Raw genomic sequence first — 18,083 nt, 5'->3', positions numbered from 1 at the left:
CGCGCGCTCAGTGGTCGAGCTCAGCGCGCAGGCGGAGCGTGTCCGCGTCGGTCCAACCCGGCGGCGGGGCCAGCGCCGCCCAGCCGTCCACCACCCCCGACTTGTATTGATGCCCGTGGCCGCGCGGCACGTCGTTGGCGAAGGCCAGGTCGACCGAGGTCTGCCAGAACGTGATCAGCGGGTACCAGTGCATGTCCGGCGTCACGTCCGGGCCGCGCCGCCCGCGCAGCCACTCCGGCTGCCGCCAGAGCAGGCTCGGGTTCCAGTAGACGATCGGGTCGGTGGCGTTCTGCAGATAGACCACCCGGGCCGGTGCGCCGGTGCGGGCGCGGAGCTCGGCCGGGCGCACCGCGGAGCGTACGGCCGGGTCGGCGGCGACCGGGTTCCAGACCGGGCTGCCCGGCTGCCGGGCGGCGGTGAGCTCGCGGTGCAGCGGGTTGGCGAACGTCGGGCCCGCCAGCAGGATCCCGTCGGCGCCGGCGACCAGTCCGGGCACCGTGCCGAAGGTGCGCTCGATGCCCAGCGTGCCCAGGCTCTCCCCGAAGATCAGCAGCTTCGGCCGATCGTTCGCGGGCAGCGCCGCCCACCGCTGCCGGACCGCGCCGATCAGCACCCGGGCCGCCGCCACCACGGTTTCCCGGTCGGTCAGGAACGACGCCCAGCTCGGCAGGTACGAGTACTGCATGGCGACCTCGGCGGTGTCCCCGGCGTACAGATATTCCAGCGACGCCGCCAGCGAGGCGTCCACCCAGCCGGTGCCGGTCGGGATGATCACCGCCAGCACGGCACGGTCGAAGGCGCCGGTCCGGTCCATCTCGCGCACCACCAGGTCGGCACGGTCCCGCACGGTGCCGGCGGACTGCAGCCCGGCGTACACCCGGATCGGCTCGGTCGCCGGGCCGCCGGCGAACCGCTCGAGCTCGGCCACCGCCGGTCCGGTGCCGATGAAGTCGCGGCCCTGGCGGCCCAGGGTGTCCCAGCCGATCAGCGATCGCGGACCGCCGGACCGCAGGGCCGAGGTGGTGCGGGCGATGTTCGCGTCGGTGCCGATGTTGTCCCGCGCGGCGACGCCGTCCACCGCCCGGGACAGGCCGCCCAGCACGACGTTGTTGGTCAGCGTGACGGCCAGGAACGCCACCACGACGAACCCCGCGGTATAGGCCACCGGGCGCGGCATCCAGCGCGACGCGAAGCGGGCCAGGCTGCGTGCGGCCAGCCGGAGGCCGCGGGCGATCAGCACCAGCACGGCGAAGGTCAGGCCGGTCACCACCAGCATCCGGAACCGGTACGTGGTGTCGATCGGCGGCATGTCGACCAGCCGGCGCAGCTGGTCCTGCCACTGCAGGCCGAGCACGATCATCCCGAACACGGCCGGTGGCACCAGCACGGCCATCGTCCACCAGGCGATCCGGGTGCCCCGCCGGGACCAGGCGCGGCGCGGGACGAGCGCGCCCAGGCCGTACCCGAAAGCCGCCGTGACGCCACCCACCACGCCCTGCAGCAGCCAGCCGCGCGGGAGCAACGACGGGGTCTGCGAGACGCAGAGGAACAGGACGGCGACGGCGACGCCGCTCGGGCTGGGCGCGGCGCGCACGACCCGGCGCGCCGCGATCAGCGTGGTGGTGGGCGCGGGCGGCGAGGTGCGATCGGTCCGCGTCGGGACGCTCATCCCACCTCCCCGTGACGCTCGACCCATTCCCGCCACCCCGGTCCGGGTAAACGTGACCTAGATTCGGGGAATGGCCGAACCGGTGATCGTCGACTGCGACCCCGGGCACGACGATGCCCTCGCCCTGCTGCTGGCCGCCGGGGACGCGCGGCTGCGGCTGCTCGGCGTCACCACCGTCGCGGGCAATCAGACGCTCGACAAGACCACCCGCAACGCGCAGCGGATCCTCGCCCTGGCGGGCGCCTCGGAGGTGCCGGTCGCGGCCGGCTGCGACCGGCCGCTGGTCGGCGAGCTCACCGTCGCCGCGGACATCCACGGCGTGACCGGGCTCGACGGCCCGGACCTCGACGTGCCGGTCGCCGACCTGGCCGGGGTGCACGCGGTCGAGCTGATCCGGCGGCTGATCGCGGAGTCCGCCGAGCCGGTCACGCTGATCGCGACCGGGCCGCTGACCAACGTCGCGCTGCTCCTGCGCACCCATCCCGAGACGGCCGCGGGACTGCGGCGGATCGTCTTCATGGGCGGCTCGACCGAGCGGGGCAACACCACGCCGTACGGCGAGTTCAACATCGTCACGGATCCGGAGGCGGCCGACGTGGTGCTGCGCTCCGGGCTGCCGCTCACCATGGTCGGGCTCAACGTCACGCATCAGGCGCCGGCGACCGACGAGATCATCGCCGAGTTCCGGGGACTGGGCACCCGGCTGGGCACGATCTGCGCGGAGCTGATGACGTTCTTCGCGGGCGCGTACCGCCGGAATTTCGGTTTCGATCATCCGCCGGTGCACGACCCGGTGGCGGTCGCCCGGGTCCTCGATCCGGCGATCGTGCGGACCGTCGCGGCGCCGGTCGCGGTCGAGCTGACCGGCACCCACACCCGCGGCGCGACCAGCGTCGACCTGCACCACCGCACCGGTCACGCGGTGAACGCCGACGTCGCCACCGGCCTCGACGTGGACGCCTTCTGGCGGCTGCTGATGGGCGCGGTGCGGACGCTGGGCGAGCCGGCCTGTCCCTAACCGGCCAGCCACTGCCGATCGAGCCCGGCACTCCCTAGGATCGGACGTTGTCGATGTCTGTCCAAGGAGGACACTGTGTCCGTTGACTACCGGCCCCGGGTCGGACCGCTGGGCTACTGGGTGGGCGGCTTCCGCAAGTACGCCACCTTCTCCGGCCGGGCCCGGCGCGCCGAATACTGGTGGTTCACCCTCTTCAACGTGCTGCTCTATGCCGCGGTGGTCGCGGTCGGCTTCACGATCGGCAACGTCGCCGACAACGAGGTGATCCCCGGCGTGCTGATCTTCGTCTATCTGGTCGGCGTGCTCCTGCCGAGCCTCGCGATCACCTGCCGGCGGCTGCACGACGCCGGCCTGAGCGGCTGGTGGCAGCTGATCGGCATCATCCCGCTGCTCGGCGTCGTGATCCTGGTCATGACGATCCTGCCGGGCAACCCGGGCGCCAACCAGTACGGTCCGGACCCCCGGGGGCATTGACACCGCGGTGCCATGGGCATAAGCGGTGTGGACACCCGCACGAGGAGGCGCCGGATGGAAACGAACCTCGCCCGACTGGCCGAAGCCGCGCTCGACCGGCTCGGTGATCATCCGTCGCTCTTCTTCGACGGGGCCTGGGTCAGCTCGGGGGAGCAGCTCGCACGCTCCCGCCGGCTGGCCTCCGGCCTGGTGCGGCTCGGGGTGCGGCCGGGCGACCGGGTGGTGGTGATGATGGCCAACTGCCCCGAGGTGATCCAGATCTACCACGCGGCGTGGCGGGCCGGCGCGGTCGTGACGCCGGTGGTGTTCCTGCTGACGGCGCCGGAGGTGCGGCACGTCCTGGACGACTCCGGCGCCTCGGCGGTGTTCACCACGCCGGAGTTCCTGCCCAAGGTGCTTCAGGCGCGGGGCGAGCGCACGCTGCCGGTCGTGGTGCTCGGTGACACGAGCTTCGCCGAGCTCGCCGCGGAGACCGAGCCGCTGCCGATCGTCGACCGGTCACCGGACGACCTGGCCGCGCTGCTCTACACCGGCGGCACCACCGGCCGCAGCAAGGGCGTCGCGCTGTCGCACCGCAACCTGTCCTTCGCCGGGAAGTCCTCGCGCGCCCGCAGCCACGTGCCGGGCCTGACCCGCGGCCAGTCCTCGCTGCCGCTGTCGCACTCGTTCGGGCTGCTGGTCACGGTCGGCTCGATGCACGTGCCGGAGGCGTCATCCTCGGTGCTGCAACGGTTCTTCGAGCCGAAGTCGTTCCTCGAGCTCGCCGTCGAGCACCGCACCCAGACCTGGGCCGTGGTGCCCTCGATGCTGGCCATGATGCTGGCCTTCCCGCTCGAGGAGATGGATCTCGGCGAGCTGCGGTTCGTCTTCTCCGGTGCGGCGCCGCTGCCGCCGGCCGTCCGCGAGGAGTTCCAGCGGCGCGTCCCGTCGGCCACGGTGCTCGAGGGCTACGGCTGTACCGAGACCGCCGCGATCATCAGCGGGATGCCGCCTTCGGAGCCGCGGCCGGGCACCATCGGCCGGGTCGTCGAGGGCGTCGAGCTGCGCATCCTGGACCTCGACGGCGCCGAGGCGCCGGTCGGCGCGGACGGCGAGATCGTGGTGCGCGGGCCGAACGTGATGACCGGCTACTGGGGTGGCGAGCCGCTGGCCGACGGCTGGTTCCACACCGGCGACGTGGGCCGGCTCGACGGCGAGGGCTACCTCACCATCATCGACCGGATGAAGGACCTGGTCATCCGTGGCGGCTTCAACGTCTATCCGCGCGACGTCGAGGACGCGCTGCTCGAACACCCGGACGTGCGGATGGCCGCCGTCGTGGGCCGGCCGGACGAGCGGCTGGGCGAGGAGGTCGTCGCGTTCGTGGCGCTGACCGAGGGCGCGCGGGTCACCGAGGCCGAGCTGATCGAGTTCGGCAAGGGCCGGCTGGCGGCGCACAAATATCCGCGCACGATCACCGTCCTCCCGGAGATCCCGCTGACCTCGGTCGGCAAGCTCGACCGCAAGCGCCTGCGCGCCGAGGTTCACCGCGCGGTCACCGCCAGATAGCCGTCCTCCAGGCCGGGCTCCACCGGGCTGGCCTGCGTGCTCGGCGCCGACGGGGCCACGATCCGATAGCGCATGCCCTGCTCGTGCGGCAGCGCGGAGACGACCGTGCCCTCGGTCGGCGGAGGTCCGTCGGTGACCACCGTCCAGACCCGGCCCTCGGCCCGGCTGGTCAGCTCGTCGACCGTGCCGCGGAAGATCAGCCGGCCCTTGGCCAGCACCGCCACCTCGCGGCAGGTCTGCGCGATGTCGTCGACGATGTGCGTGCTCAGCAGCACCGTGCGGCGGCCGGCGAACTGGGACAGCAGCGTGCGGAAGCGGATCCGCTCCTCCGGGTCGAGACCGGCGGTCGGCTCGTCCACGATCAGCAACTGCGGATCGGCGAGCAGCGCCTGGGCGATGCCGACCCGCTGCCGCATGCCGCCGGAGAAACCGCGCAGCTTGCGGTTGGCGTGCTCGGTCAGCGCGACCACTTCGAGCAGCTCGCCGACGCGCCGGCGCCGCGCCGACCGGTCGTCCAGACCCTTGAGCAGCGCCACGTAGTCCAGGAACTGGCGGGCCGTCAGGTCCGGATAGACGCCGAGGTCCTGCGGCAGGTAGCCGAGCTCACGCTGCACGGCGGTGCGCCCGGCGCCGGTGCCGATGTCGTGCCCGCCCACCGAGACCGAGCCGGAGGTCGGCCGCGCGATGCCGGCCAGGATGCGCATCAGCGTGGTCTTTCCGGCGCCGTTGGCGCCGAGCAGGCCGAACATCCCGGTGGGCACGACCAGGTCCAGGCCGTCCAGGGCGGCCACCCCACCGCGGTACGTCTTCGTCAGCCCGGCAATGTCGATCCTCATCAGAAATCCTCTCGTCTCAACGGGCTCGTCGGGCACGAAGCAGTTGACCGCCCGCGAGTGCGGCGGCCGCCAGCACCAGCAGCACGCCGATGGACAGCCAGGCGGTCGCCGGCGTCGGGTCCGGCCGCAGGAAGTTCAGCGTCGCGCCGGGCACCGGGCCGGCCCAGGTCTCCTCGCCGTCGATGCCGTGGAAGCCGAGCAGGCCGGCCAGCGGGTAGCCGCCGAGCGGGTGGATCAGCGTGCGCGCGAGCGTCGGCATCAGGTCCGGCGAGACCACGTTGCCCCACAGCCAGTAGCCGACGAAGATCACCCGGAACAGCGGCGCCGGCATCACCAGGGGCGCCGCCAGCGCGAACGCGGCCACGAACAACAGCCCGGGCACGATCACCACGCCGCTGGTGGCCAGCGCCCAGCCGAGTGACTCGGGGGCGCCGGCGTGCACCGCATAGGCGATGGCGAACCCGAAGTAGACCACCAGGATCGGGATCGCCGTGGCGGCGCCCGCGCCCAGGTATTTGCCGAGCAGGCGGGCGCCGGGACGGGCCGGTGTGGCGTCCAGGATCGGCGCCACCCGCAGCCGGTCGTCGCGGATCAGCCGGTCGGCGAGCAGACAGCCGAAGCCGATCGACAGCAGCGCGTGGATCTGCACCGCCAGGCCGACCACCGCGGTCTTCGCCTCGGCCGGCGCCTCGTTCGGGTCGAACAGGTCACGCAGCAGGCTGCCGCCGATCAGCAGGAACAGCACCACGGTGAGCGCGGGCACGATCCACACCGAGCGCTTGCGCACCTGCATGCGGAACTCGTACCGCGTGCTCGCCCCGAAGGCGTGCAGCGTCTGGCCGATCATTCGTCCTCCTCGCCGATCAGGCGTTCTGAGCGGGTCAGCACGACCAGGGCCAGCGCGATGAGCGCGACTCCCGTGCCGAGCAGGGTCAGGCGGTTCGCGGCCCAGTCGTCCGGCTCCGCGCCCCGGGTGGTCGCGAACAGGTAGAGCAGGCGGCCCGGCAGGTGCTGCTGCGCCAGTCCGGCGAAGAACTGCTGCAGCGCCCACAGCGTCGTGACGATCGCGCCGGCCGCCCCCGGACTGCGGAACACGGCGCCCGCGGCGAAACCCAGGCCGCTCAGGCCGACCGTCGGCGCCACCCAGGTCAGCTGGCCGGCCCACGCGCCGTGGTTGTCCGGCCAGCGGGCCCACCAGCCGGTCGCGATCAGCGCGACGGCCATCAGCACCGCGACCACCGCTGCCCAGCCCAGCGTCACGGCCAGCCGCCGCAGCAGGGTCACCGGGTAGGGCGTGAGCGCGGTGAGCTGCAACTCGACCGCCGGGTCCCGGCCGACCAGGGAGGCGCAGGCGACCGCGGCGGCAAGCGGGATCGCCATCTCCAGGGCGCCGAGCAGGACGCGGGCCGTCGTGATGTCGCCGGGCACCGGGTTCGCCAGCGCGGCGGCGACGCCCACGACGACGGCGATCGGCGGGCCCAGGAAGGCCGTCCAGCCGGCCCGGCGCGCTTCATGTCGCCAGAGGATCAGTGGTCTCACAACGGATGAGTAGCGCGCGGCCCGCCGGATGGTTCACCGCGCCCGGCCAGCACCACCGCGACCACGGCGAGCGCGGCACTGACCGCCAGCACCGGCGCGTTCGTCGACCACGCGTCCACAATGAACCGGGCCGGCCAGTCCCGGCGCAGCACGTCACCGGCCAGCACGCTGCCCGCCACCACCCGGGCCGCCCACAGCCCGACCGCCGCGCCCAGCGCGACGTCGGGCCCGAACCGCACGGCGATCAGCAGGCTGAGCGAGGACAGCAGCACCATCGGCCCGAGCCAGGCGGAGACAAGGGCGTTCAGGCTCGCCGAGTCCGCCAGAGCCGAGGCGACCAGGGCCAGCACCAGGTCGTAGCCGAACACCAGCGTGGTCCGGACCAGAACCAGCAGCCGGCCGGAGACCGGGGTGGCGGCGACGAGCTCGGCGGCCGGATCCTGCCGGGAGCGATAGGTGCCCGCGACGCCCGCGGCCGCGACGATCGGCGCGATCAGGGCGAGCACGAGACCGGCGTTGCCCGCGGCGGTGTCCTGGACCAGCACGAGCGCCACGCCCAGCGCCATCACCAGCGTGGACGCGATCGGCACGGCCGGCCGGATCAGCCTCGCCTCGGCCACCACCAGCGCGGCCAGGTGCCGCAGTCGCCTCGCCGGTCCGCGAGCCGGCCCGTCCAGCGCGCTGCGGGTCAGCACCGCCCGCACCAGCGGGCCCGGATCCGGGGCGGCCTCGGGCGGCGGCGCGGCGTCGGCGATCGCCTGCCAGGCCGCCAGGTCCGCGCGGCAGTGCGGGCAGATCTCCAGGTGCGCGCGCACTCGGTGGCGGTCCTCGCCGCTCAGCGAGCCGGCCGCATATGCCGGCAGCAACTCCTTCATTCGGGCACCTCCTGGGCAGTGAGCGCCGCGGCGACGGCGGCCCGGGCGTGATGGAGCCGGCTCTTCACCGTGCCGACCGGGATCGCGAGCACCTCGGCGACGTCGGCGAGCGGCAGACCGGCCACGAACACCAGCGCGATCACGTCGCGGTGGTGCGCGGGCAACCGATCGATGGCCGCGGCCACCGGGGTGCCGCCGGCCGCCGCGATCGCGAGTTCCTCGGGGCCGGGGCCCTGGTCGGGCCGGTCCGGCAGCTCGGCCGCGGCGGGCTCGGGAGCGGGCCGGACGCGCAGCCGGTTGTGCGCCTGGCGGCGGGCCACCCCGAACAGCCAGGTGGTCACCCTGGCCCGGCCCTCGAAGGCGCCCGCCGACCGCCAGACCGCGAGCATCGTGTCCTGCAGGATCTCCTCGGCCAGCATCCGATCGCCGGCCAGCCGCAGCAGGTAGCCGAAGAGGGCGCCGGAGTGCCGCTCGTAGAGCAGGGTCAGCGCGGACGCGTCGCCGGCCGCGACCGATCGCAGCAGGTCGTCATCGCTGCCCGGCACCCGCTCACCCCCTCTCCCACCCCTGAAGGTAGGTAGCGGCCGCACCGGCGATTGGTTCACCGGTTCCTCCACATCGGTGCATTACGATGCGTCGATGTCAGGGCAACGAATGCGAAGGCTTGCGATAGTCGTCGTGGCGGGGGTCGGTGCCACGCTTGCCGTCTCCGCCACGCCGGCGTCAGCCGCCGAGATTCCACACATCCGAGGCGGGGAGACCGTTCCGGTCTACTCGTACGAGAACGCGATCCGGGAGAGCGTCTGGGTCGAGACGACGCTGGACAACGACGAGGACGGCGTGCCGGACCGGGTCGCGGTCGACATCGTCCGGCCGCGCGAGGCCGCCGACGCGCGCCGCAAGGTACCGGTCATCCTGGAGGGCTCGCCCTATTACTCCTGCTGCGGGCGGGGCAACGAGGGCGAGCTCAAGGAGTACGACGCCGACGGCGTGATCACCAAGCAGCCACTCTTCTACGACAACTATTTTGTTCCGCGCGGATACGCCTTCGTCGCGGCCGACCTGGCCGGCACCAACCGGTCCACCGGCTGCATGGACGTCGGCGGCCGTGAGGAGGTCGGCAGCGGCAAGGCGGTGGTCGACTGGCTCAACGGGCGGGCCACGGCGACCTATGCGGACGGCACCCCGGCGGTCGCCACCCGCTGGACCAACGGCAAGACCGGCATGATCGGCAAGTCCTGGGACGGCTCGGTGGCCAACGGTGTGGCCGCGACCGGCGTCGAGGGCCTGGAGACGATCGTCCCGATCTCGGCGATCTCCAGCTGGTACGACTACCAGCGCTACAACGGCGTGCTGCGTTCCACCGACTACCCGGAGTTCCTGCACCAGGTGGTCAACGGGCGGCCGGCGGAGGCCTGCGAGGCGGTGCTCGCCGACCTCGACGAGGGCAGCGACGACGCGACCGGCAACTACAACGCCTTCTGGGCCGAGCGGGACTTCCGGCCGGACGCGAGCAAGGTGCGCGCCAGCGTCTTCATCTCGCACGGCGTCAACGACACCAACGTGACGACCAGCCAGTTCGCCGAGTGGTGGAAGCTGCTCGACGTACCCAAGAAGATCTGGCTCCCGCAGCAGGGCCATGTCGATCCCTTCGACATCCGGCGGGCCGAGTGGGTCGACACGCTGCACCGCTGGTTCGACCGTTATCTGCAGGGGATCCGCAACGGGATCGAGCGGGAACCGCAGGTCACCATCGAAACCGCGCCGGGCACCTGGGTCGACGAGAAGTCCTGGCCGGCCGTCGCGGCCAAGCCGACGACGGTCAAGCTGGGCAACGGCGACGGCGCGACGGGCACGCTGGGCGGCCGGCCCGCGGGTGCGGTGCGCACGTGGACGGACAACCCGAATCTCGGCGAGGCCCAGGCGGTGTCGAACCCGAACACCGCCGTCCCCGGCCGGGTCGCCTTCCTGTCCGCGCCGCTCACCGAGGGGATCCGCATCTCCGGCACGCCCTCGGTGACCCTGAAGGTGCAGGTCGACCAGCCGACGACCGAGCTCACCGCCCGTCTGGTCGACTACGGCACCGCCGCCCGGGTGGACTACCAGGACAGCGGCCAGGGCATCACGACGCTGGGCACGGAGTCGTGCTGGGGCGAGTCGACCGCGGCCGACGACGCCTGTTACCTGGACACCGTGGAGGACGTGGCGACCGACGACCACGCGATCATCACCCGGGGCTGGCAGGACGCCGCGCACCGGCAGTCGCTTCGTTTCGTGCGGCCGCTGGAGCCGGGCCGGTGGTACTTCGTCACGGTGCCGCTGCAGGCCACCGACCAGCGGATCGCCGCCGGGCACGTGCTCGGCTTGATCCTGCAGGCCAGTGACAACGAGTACTCGTCACCGCAGTCCGGCGGCGCGACGATCCGCCTGGATCTGAAGGGCAGTTCGCTGGCGCTGCCGCTGGCCGGCAAGCTGCCGACGCCGGGCGCCACCGCGCCGGTCGTCACGACGGCACCGGCACCGAGCGCGTTCGCCCCGCGGACGTTCCAGCCGATCATCCCGTGATCACCGTTCCCCGGGGTGTCATCCGATGCCCCGGGGAACCCTCAGCGGCTAACCTGCCGTCATGGGGAGCGCCGAGCTGGATGAGTTGGTAGTCGCGGACGCCGAGGCGCTGCGCGCGTGGTTGTCGGCCAACCACGCCACGTCGCCCGGCGTCTGGCTGGCCCTGACCAGAAAGGGCGGCACCGTCACCACGCTGACCTGGCAGCAGGCGGTCGACGAGGCCCTGTGCTTCGGCTGGATCGACGGGCAGGCCCGGAAACGGGATCAGGAGAGCTCGTGGATCCGGTTCACCCCTCGCCGGTCCCGCAGCTCGTGGTCACAACGCAACGTCGCCAACGTGGCCCGGCTGGAAGAACAGGGGCTGGTGCAGCCAGCGGGCCGCGCCGCGGTGGACGCCGCGAAAGCGGACGGGCGGTGGGCGGCGGCCTACGCCCCGCCGTCGGAAGCCGTGCCGCCGGCCGACCTGCTCGCCGCCATCGCCGCCGTGCCGGCCGCCCAAGCCATGTTCGACGTGCTCACCCAGGCCAACCGGTTCGCCCTGATCTACCGCGTCAACGGCGTCAAACGGGCGGAGACCCGCGAGCGGAAGATCGTCGAGTTGGTCGCCATGCTGTCCCGCCACGAGACCTTCTACCCTCAGAAGGCCAAGCCGCTCTGATCTTCTTTCACTCCGACTGCACCACGGTGAAGGGCGGCCGCACGCCCTCGGTCAGCTCGGCCGCCGCCTCGAGCGCCATCACCGCGCGGGGCCGGCTGCTGACCGGCGATCGGGCCGTGGAGTGCAGCGATCCCAGGGCGACCAGATAGCCCGACCCGACCGCGGCATAACCCGAGATCGTGTGCCCGATCTGGTAGTCGTCGCCGACGACATAGAGGCGACCGTGAATGCCGACGAGGAACTGCCCACCCTGTTCCTGGCCGTTCTCGATCCTCGCATAGCCGCCCGTGGAGAGGCACCCGCGAACGGCCTCGATGAACGTGGTCACCATGAATCGGTCGACGTCCCAGGTGTCGGGCTCGCCGACGGTCAGGGAGTAGCGCAGGAGTTGACCCATCCGATAGCTGGTCGTGAAGCCCATCAGATATGGCCCCACCTGAAACACCTTGGAATCCGACCGCACCGCGACGTGCCACCCGTCGCTTCCCGCCGAGTCCCCGCCGATGGTGACGGTTCGCCCATCCGTAATCCCGACGATGCACGTCATGAAAGCCACTCTCCATGGCCGGCGAGCTCATGCCAACCATCGGGTGGGCGGCCGGCTTCACCCACGGGGTGCGCGGACGAGTCCCTGCTGATAGGCGACCACGACCAGCTGCGCCCGGTCGCGCGCGCCGACCTTCGTCATCGCCCGGTGGATGTGTGTCCGGACCGTCAACGGGCTCACCACCAGACGCTGCGCGATCTCCTGGTTGGACAGGCCGTGGGCGGCCAGCGCGGTCATCTCGCGCTCTCGATCGGTCAGCGACGCCCGGCATGCGGATGTCCATCAGGACCAGGTCGGGCCGGTGCAGCGCGGCGTGGGCGACCGCTTCCTCGCCGTTCGCCGCCTCGGCGACCACCCGCATGTCGTCGGTGGAGTCGTTCAGAGACCTCGTACCGATCATCGCCGGACGGGCCGGCCCGGACCGAACCGCCGACCGCGTGGGCGCGCTCACGCATGCCGTTCAGGCCGTGACCACCCTCGCCGGCCGGACCAGGGTGATGCGCCGCGGTGCCGGCCCCGTCCGCGGCGGCGCCGGGAAAGCGCTCCGCGATGAGGTCGAACGCCTGCTGCGACTCGATGCCCGGCATCGTCGCCCGGCTGGTGACCGGACCGTCGGACTCGACGGCCAGCACCACCGCCCCAACCGAGCGCCGGCAACCACAGCGCGACCACCGACCTGCGCCGGCGATAGCAGAAACGACCAAGACGACCGAGCATGCCTCTGCCCCCAACTCCTCCGTCGAACGTTGCGCCCAGCCTGTCGGCCGGGCCCGCCGCCGTCGTCGTGCAGGCGCAGGCTCCGGATACGAAGATCGCCGTAGGTCGACGCCGCTCGGACCATGACCGCAAGACGAGCGATGCTGTCCGATATGCGAGCATTTCGGGCATGCTGCTGTCGCGACGGAATCTGCTCAAGGCGACCGGCGTCGCGGGGATCGCGGGGGTGACCGGCGCGCCGGTCAAGGGCCCGGACTGGGCGGCTCTCGACGCCTCCCTCGACGGCGCCGTCGAACGCCCCGGCACCGCCGGCTACGACGCGGCGCGCAAGCTCTACGACCCGCGCTTCGACGGCGTCCGGCCACCCGCGGTCGCCCGCTGCGCGCACGCCGCCGACGTCGCCGAGACGATCGGCTTCGCCCGGCGGTCCGGCGTCGCGGTGGTCCTGCGCGGCGGCGGGCATTCCTACGTCGGCGCCAGCACCAGCACGTCCGCGCTGGTGCTGGACGTGCGCCGGCTGCAGGCGATCGGGTACGACGCGGCCACCCGGACCGCGACCATCGGCGGCGGCGCGCGGCTCGGCGACGTGTACGACAAGCTCGGCGCGCACGGCATCTCGATCCCGTCCGGATCCTGCGGCACGGTGGGGATCAGCGGCATCACCTCCGGCGGCGGCATCGGCATGGCGACCGCCGCGCACGGCCTGACCTGCGACGCGGTCGTCGCGGCCCGGCTGGTCACCGCGGACGGCCGGCAGCGGATCGTGGACGCCACGCGCGAGCCCGACCTGTTCTGGGCGCTGCGTGGCGGCGGAGGCGGCCAGTTCGGTGTGGTCACCGAGTGGCGCATGAAGACCTTTCCGGCCGCGGCGACCGGCCAGTTCACCCTCACCTACCGCTGGGCGGACGCGGCGGCGGTGGCGGCCGGCTGGCAGAGCGCCATCACGAACGCGGGCGGCGCCTGGTCGAGCTGCCAGTTCGTCGCCGCGGCGGGCGGGCAGCTCGGCGTACGCATCAACGGTTTTGTGATCGGCGGGACCGCCGACGCCGCGGCCGCCGCGGTCGAGCGCGCGATCCGGCGGGAGCCGATCTCCGTCAAGCTGAGCCGGCGGTCCTACCTGGAGACCGTGCACGAGCGCACCAACGACGGCGACCAGCGCACCGAGATCGTCGGCAGTGACATCTTCGCCGGGCCGCTGCCGGCGCCCGCGGTCGCCGCGATGCTGGCCGTCGTCGCCGAGCGGGCCCGCAGCGGACGCCCCGGCGTGGCCAAGCTCAAGCAGCTGACCGGCGCCCCGGACCGGATCCGCGCCGACGCGACCGGGTTCCCGTGGCGCGGCGCGCACACCATCATGCAATGGCTGATCATGCCGGGCGCGAGCGACGCCAAGACGGTCCAGGACGCCTATGCCTGGGTCGACCGCGGGCATCGCGCGCTGGCCGGCTGGTCCTCCGGCCGCTACGTCAACTACCTCGAGCCCGGCCCCGCGCGTCCGGCCCGCTATCACGGTCCGCACCTGGCCCGGCTGCGCCGGATCCGGCAGACCGCGGATCCCCACCAGGTCTTCGGTACGCCGTACGCGCTATAACGGACCATGCGTTCGCGTAAGTACCGCCTGATCACCGCGCTGGAGCGGCCCAACAACCGGCTCACCCGCTGGGCGCTGCGACGAGGTCTGGCGCCCCGCGCGTTCGCCCTGCTGGAGACCACCGGCCGCCGGTCCGGGCGCCCGCGGCACACCCCGGTCGGCAACGGTCTCGCCGGCGACGACACGTTCTGGCTGGTCGCCGCGCACGGCACGCAGTCCGACTATGTGCGCAACATCCAGGCCGACCCGCGGGTGCGGGTGAAGATCGGCCGCCGGTGGCGCGGCGGGCGCGCGCTGATCCTCACCGACGACGATCCGGCGGCCCGATCGCGGACGCTGCCGCACCGGTGGGACGCCGCGCTCGGCCGGCTGATGGCGTCGGACCCGGTGACGATCCGGATCGACCTCGACGAGATCTAACCGACCCGGCCGACCGCGGCCCAGACGTTGATGTCCGAGCGCTCCGGAACCGTGTCGCCGGGCTCCGGGCGCCACTCGCTGGCCGGCACCACGCCCGGCTCGACCAGTTCCAGGCCCTCGAAGAGGTCGGCGAACTCGTCCTTGCCGCGGGTCCACACGTCCGACTTGCCCTCCTCGATCAGCCGCTGATAGAGCGCCTGCTGCTCGGGCGTCCCGAAGTCCGAGGTGGCGTGCGTCGCGACCAGGTAGCTGCCCGGCGGCAGGGCGGCGAGCAGCCGGGCGACGATCGGCTTGGCCGCGCCCTGCCCGTGGATGAAGTGCAGCACCGCGATCAGCATCAACCCGACCGGCTGCGTCATGTCCAGCGTGTCCCGCAGCACCGGGTCGCGCAGGATCGACTCCGGATCGTTCAGGTCGTCCTCGATGTAGGCCGTGCGCCCCTGCGGGCTGCTCGTCAGCAGGGCGCGCGCGTGCACCATGACCAGCGGATCGTTGTCCACATAGACGACCCGGCTGTCCGGCGCGACGGACTGTGCGACCTCGTGGGTGTTGTCCGCCGTGGGCAGTCCGGTGCCGATGTCCAGGAACTGCCGGATGCCCGCCTCCGCGGCGAGGAAGCGGGTGGCCCGCTGCAGCAGCGCGCGGTTGGCCAGCGCGCCGAGGCGGACTTTCGGGAACAGCCGCTGCAGCTCGTCGCCGGAGGCTCGATCGGCGGCGAAGTTGTCCTTGCCGCCGAGCCAGTAGTTGTAGCGCCGCGCGGGGTGCGCCACGCTCGCATTGATCCCGGGGGCGCCCGGCACATGATCCGCCACGCCGGAAACGATAGCCTGCGCGCCGGATCCGCCCGGGGGGAGAGGTGCCAGTCGATGGTGGACGCCGAGCGCTGGCCGGATGTCGCCGCGGTGCCGCCCGGGCGGGCGCGCGCGGTCGCTGCCGGGGTGCTGATGCGCCTGCTCGTCCGGCGGGTGCCGGTGCGGGTCGCGTACCCGGATGGGCGGGTGACCGGCGGTCCCGGCCCGACCATCGTCCTGCGGCGGCCGCGTGACCTCCGGGCCCGGCTGGGTGCGGCCGGCGCGATCGGGCTGGGGGAGTCCTTCCAGGCCGGTGACTGGCACGCCGACGACCTGGCCGGCGCGCTCACCGTGCTCGCCACCGAGCTGACCGCGCTGGTCGAACCGGTGCACCGGCGGCTCTGGCGGCTGCGCACGCGGCGGCCGCCGCGCGCCGAGGCGAACACACCGGACGGCGCGCGACACAACATCGAGCGGCACTACGACCTGTCCAACGAGCTGTTCGCGCTGTTCCTGGACCGGTCGATGACGTATTCGTCGGCGCTCTTCGACACCCCGGACGACGACCTCACCGAGGCCCAGCACCGCAAGATCGACCGGATCCTGGACGCCACGGCGGTCGGCCCGGGCAGCCGGGTGCTGGAGATCGGCATCGGCTGGGGCGAGCTCGCCGTCCGGGCCGCGCTCCGGGGCGCCCGGGTGGTCGGCGTGACGCTCTCCGAGCAACAGCTCTCGCTGGCCCGGCGCCGGATCGCCGCGGCCGGCGTCGCCGACCTGGTCGAGGTGCGCCGGTGCGACTACCGCGCGATCGAGCCGGTGCCGGGCGGCTTCGACGCGGTGGTCAGCGTCGAGATGATCGAAGCGGTGGGCCGCGAGTTCTGGCCGGTCTTCACCGGCGCGGTGCTCGGCCACCTGCGGCCCGGCGGCCGCGCCGGGATCCAGATGATCACCACCGCCCGGCCCGGGATGAGCGACAGCGACGACTACACCTGGATCCAGAAGTACATCTTCCCCGGCGGGCTGGTGCCGTCGGCGGCGGCGATCGAGTCCGCCTTCATGGCGGCCGGCGGCACCGTCGAGGAGCGGTTCGACTTCGGATCGTGGCACTACGCGCAGACGCTGCGGCGGTGGCGGGCCGCGTTCCTGGCGCACGCGGCCGAGGTGCGGGCGCTCGGCTTCGACGAGACGTTCGTGCGCACCTGGAACTTCTATCTGGCGTTCTGCGAGGCCGGGTTCGCGGCCGGCTACCTGGACGGATGCCTGCTCACGGTGGCGCGGCCTCTTCGCTCCGCTTTCGGCCCGCCCTGATCTGATGGGAACTCAGGGCGGGCGCTCGGTGCATCCCCCAAGCCCGGGCGCCCGCCCGCGCGATTTCTCAGTCGCCGGCCAGGGACAGCGTGTCACGCAGCGTGAAATATGCCGGCTTCGGCTGGAAGTCCTCGGTGTACGGGGTCGCCGAGCCCTCACCGTCGAACACCCCGGGCACCCACGAGTACTTGTCGGTGAAGCCCCACACCGTGAACGAGACACAGTTGCGCACCAGCAGGCAGGCTCGCAGGAGCATGCCGAAGCCCTCCGCCTGGGCCGCCGTCTTGATCGGGTCGGCGGGCAGCTCCATGCGGATGTCCACCTCGGTGAAGGCGGTCTGCACGCCGAGGTCGTCGAAGCGGCGCACATTTTCCAGCACGGTGGTGGGCAGGCCGTACTGCAGGGCGAGGTGGCCCTGCATGCCGAAGCCGTGCACCGGCACGTCCTGCCGGCGCAGTTGCTGGATCAGGTCGTAGTAGGCGTCGCTCTTCGGGCTCAGCCACTCCACGTTGTAGTCGTTGAGGAACAGCTTCGCGGACGGATCGGCCTGGTGTGCCCAGCGGAACGCGTCCGCGATGTAGCCCGGGCCGAGCGCCCGCAGCCAGATGGTGTCGCGCGGCGTGCCGTTGTCGTTGAAGACCTCGTTGGCCACGTCCCAGGCCCAGATCCGGCCCCGGAAGTGGCCCACCTCGTCGAGGATGTGCTGCCGCAGCAGCCGGCGCAGCTGGCCCGGGGTGAACGCGTCCTCGGTCAGCCAGGACGGATTCTGGCTGTGCCAGACGAGGGTGTGCCCGCGCACCTTCTGACCGTGCTCGCGGGCGTAGTCGACCAGCCGGTCCGCGGCGGCCCAGTCGTAGACGCCCTGGGTCGGCTCGACCGATTCCCACTTCATCACGTTCTCCGGGGTCACCGTGTTGAACTCGCGCCCGACGATCTCGCGGTAGGGCGCGTCCCCGGCGAGCGCGGTGGTGTCGACCGCGGTGCCGATGCGCACGCCGGTGCCCCGGGCGGCCGCGCGCAGCGAATCGTCACGAGCGGCCGAGGCGGGCGCGGCGGCGAGCCCCAGCGTGAGCAGGGCGCCGGCGGTGACCGCACCCGACCTGATCCAGATTGACAACATTGACTGCCTTCTTCCGAAACTCCATGGCGGTGGAACCGAAAGTTCCGATAATCCAGGAACGCTAGAAGCTCACGGAGATCTCGTCAACGGTCAATATTTACAGGCCCGCATGTCAGCTATGCTGCGGAGGTGTCTGCTTGTTCTCCGAAACTTCCGGGATTCTGACAACGGTGTCATCAGGGGTCCGCGGCTGGATAGACCTGCACGTCGTAGATGAGACGGACGGGCTCGCCGTTGGTGACTCCGATGAAGACCGGCTCGGCGGCCGGCGTGCGCCCGCGTCGCCAGACCTCCCGGCGGGCGGCGTCGCGGGACTCGTGATGGACCTTGTCCGCGCGATGCAGGTCCATCACCCTCCGGGCGGTCGCACGGTCACTTTCGAGCTGAATTCGCAGCAGAGGCACACCTCA

The 18,083-nt window shown here is 72.4% G+C and carries 18 protein-coding genes and 1 pseudogene; 8 read left to right on the top strand and 11 right to left on the bottom strand.

Translation table 11 applies throughout. From position 1 onward, the window contains the following. Positions 1–7: 7 nt before the first annotated feature. The gene (locus ACZ6TI_RS20325) at positions 8–1,669 is read right to left on the bottom strand and encodes an alpha/beta hydrolase (RefSeq protein WP_465346644.1); all 1,662 of its coding nucleotides are present in this window, start codon (positions 1,667–1,669) and stop codon (positions 8–10) included. A gap of 70 nt (positions 1,670–1,739) precedes the next feature. Between ACZ6TI_RS20325 and ACZ6TI_RS20320 the strand changes: the two genes are divergently transcribed. The 3 genes from ACZ6TI_RS20320 to ACZ6TI_RS20310 all read left to right on the top strand — a co-directional run bounded on the left by ACZ6TI_RS20320 (position 1,740) and on the right by ACZ6TI_RS20310 (position 4,709). Continuing rightward, positions 1,740–2,687 (top strand): nucleoside hydrolase, encoded by a 948-nt coding sequence (locus ACZ6TI_RS20320; protein ID WP_465346643.1) that lies wholly within the window; start codon positions 1,740–1,742, stop codon positions 2,685–2,687. 75 nt (positions 2,688–2,762) lie between these two features. Continuing rightward, positions 2,763–3,161 carry a DUF805 domain-containing protein gene (locus ACZ6TI_RS20315; protein WP_465346642.1) on the top strand — a complete coding sequence of 133 codons (399 nt, stop codon included), beginning with the start codon at positions 2,763–2,765 and terminating at the stop codon, positions 3,159–3,161. 54 nt (positions 3,162–3,215) lie between these two features. Continuing rightward, the gene (locus tag ACZ6TI_RS20310) at positions 3,216–4,709 is read left to right on the top strand and encodes an AMP-binding protein (protein ID WP_465346641.1); all 1,494 of its coding nucleotides are present in this window, start codon (positions 3,216–3,218) and stop codon (positions 4,707–4,709) included. Here the strand turns inward: ACZ6TI_RS20310 and ACZ6TI_RS20305 are convergent. From ACZ6TI_RS20305 to ACZ6TI_RS20285, 5 genes are read right to left on the bottom strand one after another with little or no spacing between them, the layout of a single operon-like run. After that, the gene (locus ACZ6TI_RS20305; RefSeq protein ID WP_465346640.1) at positions 4,685–5,545 is read right to left on the bottom strand and encodes an ABC transporter ATP-binding protein; all 861 of its coding nucleotides are present in this window, start codon (positions 5,543–5,545) and stop codon (positions 4,685–4,687) included. The genes ACZ6TI_RS20310 and ACZ6TI_RS20305 overlap by 25 nt on opposite strands. A 16-nt stretch (positions 5,546–5,561) precedes the next feature. After that, positions 5,562–6,392, bottom strand: coding sequence for a hypothetical protein (locus ACZ6TI_RS20300; protein WP_465346639.1), 831 nt, complete (start codon positions 6,390–6,392; stop codon positions 5,562–5,564). Then, on the bottom strand, positions 6,389–7,084 hold the full coding sequence (locus ACZ6TI_RS20295; protein WP_465346638.1) for a hypothetical protein: 696 nt from the start codon (positions 7,082–7,084) through the stop codon (positions 6,389–6,391). Before ACZ6TI_RS20295 ends, ACZ6TI_RS20300 begins: the two co-directional genes overlap by 4 nt. Beyond that, positions 7,081–7,959, bottom strand: coding sequence for a zf-HC2 domain-containing protein (locus ACZ6TI_RS20290; protein ID WP_465346637.1), 879 nt, complete (start codon positions 7,957–7,959; stop codon positions 7,081–7,083). Before ACZ6TI_RS20290 ends, ACZ6TI_RS20295 begins: the two co-directional genes overlap by 4 nt. Continuing rightward, positions 7,956–8,504: an RNA polymerase sigma factor gene (locus ACZ6TI_RS20285; protein WP_465346636.1), complete on the bottom strand. Its 549-nt coding sequence runs from the start codon at positions 8,502–8,504 to the stop codon at positions 7,956–7,958. Before ACZ6TI_RS20285 ends, ACZ6TI_RS20290 begins: the two co-directional genes overlap by 4 nt. 94 nt (positions 8,505–8,598) lie before the next feature. Here ACZ6TI_RS20285 and ACZ6TI_RS20280 point away from each other — a divergent pair, with 94 nt between their 5' ends. Further along, positions 8,599–10,524, top strand: a complete 1,926-nt coding sequence (locus ACZ6TI_RS20280) for a Xaa-Pro dipeptidyl-peptidase (protein ID WP_465346635.1) — start codon at positions 8,599–8,601, stop codon at positions 10,522–10,524. Positions 10,525–10,585: 61 nt separating this feature from the next. Continuing rightward, positions 10,586–11,182, top strand: coding sequence for a YdeI/OmpD-associated family protein (locus ACZ6TI_RS20275; RefSeq protein WP_465346634.1), 597 nt, complete (start codon positions 10,586–10,588; stop codon positions 11,180–11,182). Between the two features lie 7 nt (positions 11,183–11,189). On the opposite strand, the gene ACZ6TI_RS20270 is transcribed toward ACZ6TI_RS20275, so the two are convergent. Both ACZ6TI_RS20270 and ACZ6TI_RS20265 read right to left on the bottom strand, forming a co-directional pair. Next, positions 11,190–11,618, bottom strand: a complete 429-nt coding sequence (locus ACZ6TI_RS20270; protein ID WP_465346633.1) for a hypothetical protein — start codon at positions 11,616–11,618, stop codon at positions 11,190–11,192. Positions 11,619–11,786: 168 nt separating this feature from the next. After that, a pseudogene (locus ACZ6TI_RS20265) lies at positions 11,787–11,990 on the bottom strand (response regulator transcription factor); the annotation flags it as partial. A gap of 625 nt (positions 11,991–12,615) precedes the next feature. On the opposite strand from ACZ6TI_RS20265, the gene ACZ6TI_RS20260 reads away from it, so the two are divergent. Together ACZ6TI_RS20260 and ACZ6TI_RS20255 are read left to right on the top strand one after the other, a co-directional pair. Continuing rightward, positions 12,616–14,034 (top strand): FAD-binding oxidoreductase, encoded by a 1,419-nt coding sequence (locus ACZ6TI_RS20260; RefSeq protein WP_465346632.1) that lies wholly within the window; start codon positions 12,616–12,618, stop codon positions 14,032–14,034. 6 nt (positions 14,035–14,040) lie between these two features. Beyond that, a complete protein-coding gene (locus tag ACZ6TI_RS20255; protein WP_465346631.1) occupies positions 14,041–14,454 on the top strand; it encodes a nitroreductase/quinone reductase family protein in 414 nt (137 codons plus the stop codon). On the opposite strand, the gene ACZ6TI_RS20250 is transcribed toward ACZ6TI_RS20255, so the two are convergent. Continuing rightward, positions 14,451–15,266 (bottom strand): SAM-dependent methyltransferase, encoded by an 816-nt coding sequence (locus ACZ6TI_RS20250; protein WP_465346630.1) that lies wholly within the window; start codon positions 15,264–15,266, stop codon positions 14,451–14,453. The two genes, ACZ6TI_RS20255 and ACZ6TI_RS20250, sit on opposite strands and share 4 nt — an antisense overlap. A gap of 54 nt (positions 15,267–15,320) precedes the next feature. On the opposite strand from ACZ6TI_RS20250, the gene ACZ6TI_RS20245 reads away from it, so the two are divergent. Then, a complete protein-coding gene (locus ACZ6TI_RS20245) occupies positions 15,321–16,553 on the top strand; it encodes a class I SAM-dependent methyltransferase (protein ID WP_465346629.1) in 1,233 nt (410 codons plus the stop codon). A 67-nt stretch (positions 16,554–16,620) separates the two neighbouring features. On the opposite strand, the gene ACZ6TI_RS20240 is transcribed toward ACZ6TI_RS20245, so the two are convergent. Together ACZ6TI_RS20240 and ACZ6TI_RS20235 are read right to left on the bottom strand one after the other, a co-directional pair. Further along, positions 16,621–17,673: an endo-1,4-beta-xylanase gene (locus tag ACZ6TI_RS20240; protein ID WP_465346628.1), complete on the bottom strand. Its 1,053-nt coding sequence runs from the start codon at positions 17,671–17,673 to the stop codon at positions 16,621–16,623. A 176-nt stretch (positions 17,674–17,849) separates the two neighbouring features. Beyond that, on the bottom strand, positions 17,850–18,023 hold the full coding sequence (locus ACZ6TI_RS20235) for a hypothetical protein (RefSeq protein ID WP_465346627.1): 174 nt from the start codon (positions 18,021–18,023) through the stop codon (positions 17,850–17,852). Between the last annotated feature and the right edge of the window lie 60 nt (positions 18,024–18,083).

The organism is Actinoplanes sp. NPDC051388 (assembly GCF_055586225.1).
Note: the sequence above shows the minus strand (reverse complement) of the source record. Positions and strands in the feature narration are given on the sequence as shown.

What these genes read in the sequence shown, in the direction of transcription:
- ACZ6TI_RS20280 (WP_465346635.1), top strand. Translation starts at nt 8,599, where the DNA reads ATGTCAGGGCAACGAATGCGAAGGCTTGCGATAGTCGTCGTGGCGGGG.
- ACZ6TI_RS20310 (WP_465346641.1), top strand. Translation starts at nt 3,216, where the DNA reads ATGGAAACGAACCTCGCCCGACTGGCCGAAGCCGCGCTCGACCGGCTC.
- ACZ6TI_RS20325 (WP_465346644.1), bottom strand. Translation starts at nt 1,669, where the DNA reads ATGAGCGTCCCGACGCGGACCGATCGCACCTCGCCGCCCGCGCCCACC.
- ACZ6TI_RS20240 (WP_465346628.1), bottom strand. Translation starts at nt 17,673, where the DNA reads ATGTTGTCAATCTGGATCAGGTCGGGTGCGGTCACCGCCGGCGCCCTG.
- ACZ6TI_RS20275 (WP_465346634.1), top strand. Translation starts at nt 10,586, where the DNA reads ATGGGGAGCGCCGAGCTGGATGAGTTGGTAGTCGCGGACGCCGAGGCG.
- ACZ6TI_RS20245 (WP_465346629.1), top strand. Translation starts at nt 15,321, where the DNA reads ATGGTGGACGCCGAGCGCTGGCCGGATGTCGCCGCGGTGCCGCCCGGG.
- ACZ6TI_RS20305 (WP_465346640.1), bottom strand. Translation starts at nt 5,545, where the DNA reads ATGAGGATCGACATTGCCGGGCTGACGAAGACGTACCGCGGTGGGGTG.
- ACZ6TI_RS20300 (WP_465346639.1), bottom strand. Translation starts at nt 6,392, where the DNA reads ATGATCGGCCAGACGCTGCACGCCTTCGGGGCGAGCACGCGGTACGAG.
- ACZ6TI_RS20320 (WP_465346643.1), top strand. Translation starts at nt 1,740, where the DNA reads ATGGCCGAACCGGTGATCGTCGACTGCGACCCCGGGCACGACGATGCC.
- ACZ6TI_RS20255 (WP_465346631.1), top strand. Translation starts at nt 14,041, where the DNA reads ATGCGTTCGCGTAAGTACCGCCTGATCACCGCGCTGGAGCGGCCCAAC.
- ACZ6TI_RS20290 (WP_465346637.1), bottom strand. Translation starts at nt 7,959, where the DNA reads ATGAAGGAGTTGCTGCCGGCATATGCGGCCGGCTCGCTGAGCGGCGAG.
- ACZ6TI_RS20260 (WP_465346632.1), top strand. Translation starts at nt 12,616, where the DNA reads ATGCTGCTGTCGCGACGGAATCTGCTCAAGGCGACCGGCGTCGCGGGG.
- ACZ6TI_RS20235 (WP_465346627.1), bottom strand. Translation starts at nt 18,023, where the DNA reads ATGGACCTGCATCGCGCGGACAAGGTCCATCACGAGTCCCGCGACGCC.